6 protein-coding genes are annotated in these 6,556 nt (G+C 70.9%); 1 reads left to right on the top strand and 5 read right to left on the bottom strand.

Annotation, left to right across the window (positions count from 1 at the left end; genetic code table 11):
* Positions 1 to 60 precede the first annotated feature (60 nt).
* Positions 61 to 987 (bottom strand): SDR family NAD(P)-dependent oxidoreductase, encoded by a 927-nt coding sequence (locus DVH02_RS16560; RefSeq protein WP_114624580.1) that lies wholly within the window; start codon positions 985 to 987, stop codon positions 61 to 63.
* A 180-nt stretch (positions 988 to 1,167) separates the two neighbouring features.
* Here DVH02_RS16560 and DVH02_RS16565 point away from each other — a divergent pair, with 180 nt between their 5' ends.
* On the top strand, positions 1,168 to 1,962 hold the full coding sequence (locus DVH02_RS16565; protein ID WP_114624581.1) for a helix-turn-helix transcriptional regulator: 795 nt from the start codon (positions 1,168 to 1,170) through the stop codon (positions 1,960 to 1,962).
* A gap of 187 nt (positions 1,963 to 2,149) precedes the next feature.
* Here the strand turns inward: DVH02_RS16565 and DVH02_RS16570 are convergent, their stop codons facing one another.
* The 4 genes from DVH02_RS16570 to DVH02_RS16590 all read right to left on the bottom strand — a co-directional run bounded on the left by DVH02_RS16570 (position 2,150) and on the right by DVH02_RS16590 (position 6,225).
* Entirely contained in the window at positions 2,150 to 3,238 is a 1,089-nt protein-coding gene (locus DVH02_RS16570) for a glycoside hydrolase family 6 protein (RefSeq protein WP_114624582.1), read from the bottom strand.
* A 297-nt stretch (positions 3,239 to 3,535) separates the two neighbouring features.
* Positions 3,536 to 4,297 carry a class F sortase gene (locus tag DVH02_RS16575; protein WP_114624583.1) on the bottom strand — a complete coding sequence of 254 codons (762 nt, stop codon included), beginning with the start codon at positions 4,295 to 4,297 and terminating at the stop codon, positions 3,536 to 3,538.
* Positions 4,298 to 4,567: 270 nt separating this feature from the next.
* Positions 4,568 to 5,335 (bottom strand): hypothetical protein, encoded by a 768-nt coding sequence (locus DVH02_RS16585; protein WP_233518268.1) that lies wholly within the window; start codon positions 5,333 to 5,335, stop codon positions 4,568 to 4,570.
* Positions 5,336 to 5,445: 110 nt separating this feature from the next.
* A complete protein-coding gene (locus DVH02_RS16590; RefSeq protein WP_114624585.1) occupies positions 5,446 to 6,225 on the bottom strand; it encodes an HAD-IIA family hydrolase in 780 nt (259 codons plus the stop codon).
* Positions 6,226 to 6,556: the final 331 nt, after the last annotated feature.

Genomic DNA, 6,556 nt, shown 5'->3' on the forward strand with positions numbered 1-6,556 from the left:
AACCGGCTCCAGACTGTCGCTGACAACAGACCGGCGAATACCGCAGACGCTCCCGGCGCCTCACGTGGTGGTCCGCAGGTCCTGTTCCAGCCAATTCCAGAGGGCGCGTTCGCGGTCGGAGTCGTAGGACTCCGTGGATGACGCCGTGGCCGCCTTCCGGTGGATGTAGGCACCGGTCGCGGCGGGGGTGACACCGAGGATGGCGTTGGCCAATGTCCTGCCCGCGGGGACCGGGGTGTCCACCAGAGGGGTGAGCGCGAGCAGCGGGATGACTCTGCTCATCAGGAAGGGGAAAGCTCCCCCCGTTTCGCGCGCGAGCCCGGTTCCGACCACGAGGCTGGGGTTGTAGGAGACGATGTCGATGCCATCGGGCAATCGCCGGGCCCATTCGTGGACCAGGTGAATGCCGCCGAGTTTGCTCGTCACATAAGCGCGACGGCCGGCTCGGACATTCCCGGAGCGGTCGAACGCTCCGGGTCGGGAGATCTCCGGGATGGCCCAACGGGGTGCGGGCATGGTTCCCCCGGTATGCCGCACATCACCGAAGTGCGCGTCGCTGACCGTGACGACGATGCGTGCCGGTGCCTGCACATGGGGGTGTAGTTGCCTGAGGAGCTGGTGGGTGGACATGACGTTCACGGCAAAGGTTCTCTCGTACCCGTCGACCGTGGTCTGCAACGCGTTGGAGAGGTGGACACCCGCGTTGAAGACGAGTCCCCGCAGCGGAGGCAACTCGCCGGAATCGAGGAGGTCTTCCAGCTGCGCGCCGGCGGCGGCGACGCTCGCCCTGCTCGACAGATCGATGCCGACGGTCGAGACGTGGGGAGAGATCTCCCGCAGGCTCGGCAGCACCTCGGCGGCAGAGGAGCCTCGCCCAAGAACCACCAGGTGGGTATCGGGTCCGCGTCCGAGGATGTCTCGCGCGGCCTCCAGGCCGATCCCCCGAGTGGCCCCGGTCATGATCAGGGTTCGGCTCGCTGCGGTCATGTGTCGGCCTCCTGGGTGAGATCGTGCGCGTGGCGGGGTGCGCCGACGTACGTGTGCGCCGCCGCCCTCGTCGCCGACACTGACGGAGTGTTCGATGATCGGGGAGGCTTCGTCGAGCCTGGTATCCGCAGGGCCACACACCCGGCCCGGCGCCCACCAGCGGTGCGGGACAATGGAGTCATGGTGCGAGACGAGTGGTCAGGTCTGGGCGCGTATCTACGCCACCACCGCTCGGAGACGACACCCCGCGACCGACCCGGGGCGTCCCCGCTGTCTCACAGGCGTGTGCCGGGCTTGAGACGCCAGGAACTCGCCGACGTCGCGGGCATCTCGGTCGAGTACTACACCCGTCTCGAACAAGGGCGCGCGTCCCGCCCTTCACGGGAGATCCTCACCGCACTGGCGCGGGCCTTCCGGCTCTCGAACGCCGAGCGGGATCACCTGTTCCGGCTCGCCGACGAGCGACCTCCGCGGCCGCGGGCGCCGGCCGCGGAAATCCGACCGGGGCTCAGGCAACTGCTCGACAGCCTGGACGACACCATGCCGGTCACCGTTCACGACGGCCGACTCGACATGCTGGCGTTCAACGTGGCCGCGGCGGATCTGTTCGGGCCCCTCTTCGACGACGGACCGTACGGCCGCAGCATCGTCCACCAAGCCTTCATGTCGGCGGGACTCCGCGAGGTGCTCGGGAACGAGGGAGCGGAGCAACTGTCCCGAGTGGCCGCCGCCGAATTCCGCAAAGCACTCGGTCTCTACCCGGAGGACGAGCGTCTTCGTTCGCTGTTTCGCGCGCTGTCGACGAGCAGCCCCGAGTTCAGCGGCCACTGGGACCGAGGAGAGATCGGAACCTGGAGGTCCGCGAAGAAGCGCGTCAACCATCCGACGAGAGGTCTGCTCGCGTTCGACAGCGAGATGCTGCACGACCCCGAGAACGACCACTGGGTCATGCTCTTCACCCCCCGTCGCGCATGATCTCGCGACGCGGGCGCGTCCGTGCCGGTGGCAGCGGGCAGACCCGCGGCAAGGCAGTCCAAGGGACAACGGGGCTGAGCAGCGGCGCCCCCGCGGTACCGGGCTGCGTCGCCCGCCCCCGGGAGGGGACCGACGACTGCGGGCCGCGACCGGGCGGAAGCAGCCCACAGTGTCGGATCGGGCGGCCTCAGTATCCGTAGACCATCTTGTACGCGACTTCCGGGAGGAACTGACCGGCCACGGAGCCGGCGCCCACTCCGCAGTTGCCGTCGGACTCGCCGGGGGTCTTCAGCCACAGCAGCATCTCGGCCCCGCCGCCCGTCTGGCTGACGGCCCCGATCCGCCGCCCGGCGGGGTTGCACCACTCGCCGTTGGAGTCGTTGCCGTTGCGGCTGGTGTCGATGACGAAGGGCTTGCCGCCGACCTTGGCGGAGAGACGCTTGCCGAAGTCCGTACTGGCGTCCGTCGGGTAGAAGTTGGACACGTTGACGGAGAAGCCGTCCGCCTCGGCGATACCCGCTCGCTGGAGGGGCTCGAAGAGGGCGTCGGGGGACTGCCAGCCGGGGTTGCCCGCGTCGAGGTAGACCGTGGTGGCGGGCTGCTTCTTGAGTCGCTGGACCGCTTTCTTGAGGAGGTCGTAGCGCTCCTCGTGGAACTCGGCGGGCGTGCAGCCGTCCACGAGGTGGAGTACGGCGTCGGGCTCCAGGATCACCGTGGCACGCCGGTCGCCGATGCCCCGGGCGACCTTGTCGACCCACCGCCGGTACGCGTCGCCGTCCGCTGCGCCGCCCTTGGAGAACTGGCCGCAGTCGCGGTGCGGCACGTTGTAGAGGACCAGCAGCGCGTCCCGGTCGGCCTCGGTGGCCGCCTCGGTGAAGCCTTGGGCCTGCTCCTGCGGGGTGTCGGGGGATATCCACTCCCCGGCGGGCTGTTCGGCGATCTTCCGGATCAGCTCGGCGTTCTCCGCGTCGCCCTTGGCCGTGTACGCGGCGACCTGCCGGGCGGCGCTGCCGTCGGGGTTGACCCAGAACGGGTCCTCGGCCCTGGGCGGCCGGCTGACCTGCGTGGGCGTCCTGCCACCGTCGCCGCCGTCACCCCGGCCTTCACCCCGGCCGTCGACCCCGCCGTCGACCCCGCCGTCGTGGCCGGAGGAGCAGCCCGTCAGGAGCAGGGCCGCGCCTGTCACGGTGGCCGTCAGGACGGCCGTCGCGGCCGTCGCCCTCCGGACGCGTGCGGCAGCGCGCATGCGGCGCCGACCGGGATAACTGCCGTACATACGCTCCCCCTTGGCGCACCGTTCCGCCCTGGTCCCGCCCTGGTCCCGCCCTGGTGCCGTCCTGGTGCCGTCCTGGTCCCGGGTGATTCCGGGTGATTCCGTGCGGGCGGGCCCGGTCGCCAATCCTGGCATACCGGGCCCGGCGGCCACGCGTTTCTTCCGTCAACGACCGCTTTCGACAGCTCGACGGGTCAGGACGGGGCAGGACGCGTCAGGAGGGGTCGGGACGGGGCGGAACGGGTCGGGACGGGGCAGGACCGTCCCGACCGTGCCTGACGGGTCTCGACAGGTCCGGTCTCAGCCCTTCGCCGTCCCGCGCGGCTCCTTCACCCCGGTCAGGTACGCCGAGACCACCACGTTCGCCGTGTAGGCGTGCTCCTTCGTGTCGAAGGTTCCCCCGCAGGTGATCAGGCGCAGCTCCGCGCGGTTCTTCTCGCGCGGACCGTAGACCTTCTTCGCGTCGAAGCGGTCCCGGGGCACGACCCGTACGTCGTCGATCGTGAACTCGGCGATCCGCCCGTCCGCCCTGGTCACCATGGCCTTGCCGCCCGGCTTGGCGGCGCTCAGCCCGTAGAAGACGGCGGCCTGCCGCTCGGTGTCCACATGCCCGACCAAAAGCGCCGCGCCGACCGCGCCGGGCTGGACGCCGTCGGCGTACCAGCCGACCGTGTCGGGCATCTCGTACGGTGGCGGGTCGACGGCGCCCTCGGCGTCGAGTCCGCGCGCCACGATGGGCGCGGCGATGCCGAGGGACGGGATCTCGACGCGCTTGGGGGTGGGGACCGCGGGCGGTGCCGCCGCCACCGCGCCGCGGTTCTGTTCGTCGTCGAGGGGGTCGCGGGCGGGCGGCAGCCGTACCCCGGGCGGTCGGCCCACCGCGGCCACGTCGCCCGTGGTGGGCGCGGAGCCTCCGCCGAGGCCGCTCAGGCCGCCCAGACCTCCGAGGCCGTCACCGACGCCCCGGCCCCAGACGCAGAGCCCGAGCAGAAGTACGGCCCAGGCCACGCCGGTCAGCAGTCTGGACCGGCCGGCGCGGCTCGGGGCCCCGGAGGAACCCATGGGTTCGGTGAATCCGATGGACCTGGTGGACCTGGGGGACCTGGGGGATCCGGTGGGCCTGGTGGATCCGGTGGGCCTGGTGGATCCGGTGGGGTCTGTGGGCTCCGCGGGTCGGCTTGTGGGACCTGCGGAGCCCCTCCCCTTCGAACCCCCCGCACCTCTCGTACTTCTTGCGCCTCTTGTGCTTCTTGTGCTTCTTGCGCTTCCCGTACCTCTTGTGCTTCTTGTGCCTCTGATGATGCTCTTGATGTGGTCCCCGGCGGACACGGGTCAGTCCGCGTCGCGCGAGGCCGTACGCTGCCGCCGCACGCTCCGGAAGGCCACGGAGACCGCGGCCACCCCGGCCAGCACCAGGCCGATCACGGCGTGCTGGGTGCCGGGGCCGGTGCTCGCGGCCTCGGCCTTCTTGTCCGCGTCCGCCTTCACCGCGTCGGAGGACGCGGCGAGATGGGTCGCCGTACCGCCGCCACCGGCCCTGACCGGGGCGTACGGGGTCTTGTCGTGGTCGGATCGTTCGTGCTCGGGCCGTTCGTGATCGCGGCGGTCCTGGTCCCAGCCCCGGTCACGGTCCCGGTCGTGATCCCGGTCGTGGCCCCTGCCTCCGTCCCGGCCGCCGTCGGACCGTCCGTCGTGGACGACCTCGAAGCTCCCGGACGAGGCGTGGTCGCGGCCGTCACAGGTCACGTTGATCTCGTACCGGCCGGGGGTGGCGGACGGTTTGACCTTGACGTGACCGCGCAGCGGCACGGCGTAGTCGGGGTTTCTGGCGGTCTCGGCCTGGTCCAGGTTGTACTCCTCGCCGAACGCGCGGCGCGCGAGATCGGCGTTCGCGGCGAAGGCGCGGGACTTGGCGACGGCCGAGTGGCCCTTGCACCCCTCGACCTGGATCTCGACCTCACCCCCCGGGCCGGCGGTGGACGGTTTGACGGTGACTCGCACGGAGTCGTTGGCTTGGGCGACGGTGGTGCCGAGGGCGGGTACGGCCACCAGGACGGTGACCGCACTCGCGGCACGGAGAGCGAGCAGAGCAGAGCGCATCGTTAACCTCCTGGACCGAGACTCACCCGCGCGGGCGGTTTTCGCATCCGGAGCACGCGGTTACCGGCGAGTCGCTCCGCCGTATACCTCGCTGACGTGCTGCGACGTCCTCAGACCCGATCGACCAGATCGGCGATCGAGTCAACGACCCACGACGGCCGGAAGGGATGGCGGTCCACATCGGCGTGCGTGGTGACGCCGGTGAGCACGAGGAAGGTCTCCATCCCCGCCTCCAGACCGGCCAGCACGTCGGTGTCCATCCGGTCGCCGATCATCGCGCTGGTCTCGGAGTGGGCACCGATGGCGTTGAGGCCGGTGCGCATCATCAGCGGGTTCGGCTTCCCCGCGAAGTACGGGTCCTTGCCGGTCGCCTTCGTGATCAGCGCGGCGACGGCTCCGGTGGCGGGCAGCGGGCCCTCGGTGGAGGGGCCGGTCTCGTCGGGGTTGGTGCAGATGAACCGCGCGCCGCCGTTGATCAGCCGGATCGCCCTGGTCAGCGCCTCGAAGCTGTACGTACGGGTCTCGCCGAGCACGACGTAGTCCGGCTCGTGGTCGGTGAGGATGTAGCCGATGTCGTGCAGCGCGGTGGTCAGTCCGGCCTCGCCGATGACGTACGCCGTGCCGCCCGGCCGCTGGTCCTCCAGGAACTTGGCGGTGGCGAGCGCCGACGTCCAGATGTTGTCGACGGGCACGTCGAGCCCCATCCGGGACAGCCGGGCCTGGAGGTCGCGCGGGGTGTAGATCGAGTTGTTGGTGAGGACGAGGAAGGGCTTGCCCGACTCCCGCAGTCGCTTGAGGAACTCGGCGGCGCCGGGGATCGGGACACCCTCGTGGATGAGGACGCCGTCCATGTCGGTGAGCCAGGACTCGATCGGCTTGCGCTCTGCCACTGGACTGTTCTCCGCTCTGCGGTGGCCAATAATGCACGGTCCGACACGCCCAGCCTATCCAGGGTGGAGCGCGGACGGTACGTGTGCCTGGGGGTCGGCGTCCGGGCCGGGGCAGGTCGGGCGTCAGGACCCGGGTGTGGGTCGGGCGTCCGGACCCGGGCAGGTCAGGCGCGGGGGCGGTCGCGGAGCTGGCGTACGCCGATGAACAGGGCGACCCCGGCGGCGAGGAGCGCGGCGGCGGCCACGATCCGCCCGAGGAGGGCGCCGCGCGAGACACCGGAGGTGGCCAGTTCGGGGTCGGAGGCGGGGCTGGGAGTGGGAGTGGGAGTGG

Origin of the sequence: Streptomyces corynorhini (assembly GCF_003346515.1) — a bacterium.
Classification (GTDB): Bacteria; Actinomycetota; Actinomycetes; order Streptomycetales; family Streptomycetaceae; genus Streptomyces; species Streptomyces corynorhini.

Coding starts and splice junctions, on each gene's coding strand:
- DVH02_RS16585 (WP_233518268.1), bottom strand. CDS start 5,335: ATGCGCTCTGCTCTGCTCGCTCTCCGTGCCGCGAGTGCGGTCACCGTC.
- DVH02_RS16575 (WP_114624583.1), bottom strand. CDS start 4,297: ATGGGTTCCTCCGGGGCCCCGAGCCGCGCCGGCCGGTCCAGACTGCTG.
- DVH02_RS16565 (WP_114624581.1), top strand. CDS start 1,168: ATGGTGCGAGACGAGTGGTCAGGTCTGGGCGCGTATCTACGCCACCAC.
- DVH02_RS16570 (WP_114624582.1), bottom strand. CDS start 3,238: ATGTACGGCAGTTATCCCGGTCGGCGCCGCATGCGCGCTGCCGCACGC.
- DVH02_RS16560 (WP_114624580.1), bottom strand. CDS start 987: ATGACCGCAGCGAGCCGAACCCTGATCATGACCGGGGCCACTCGGGGG.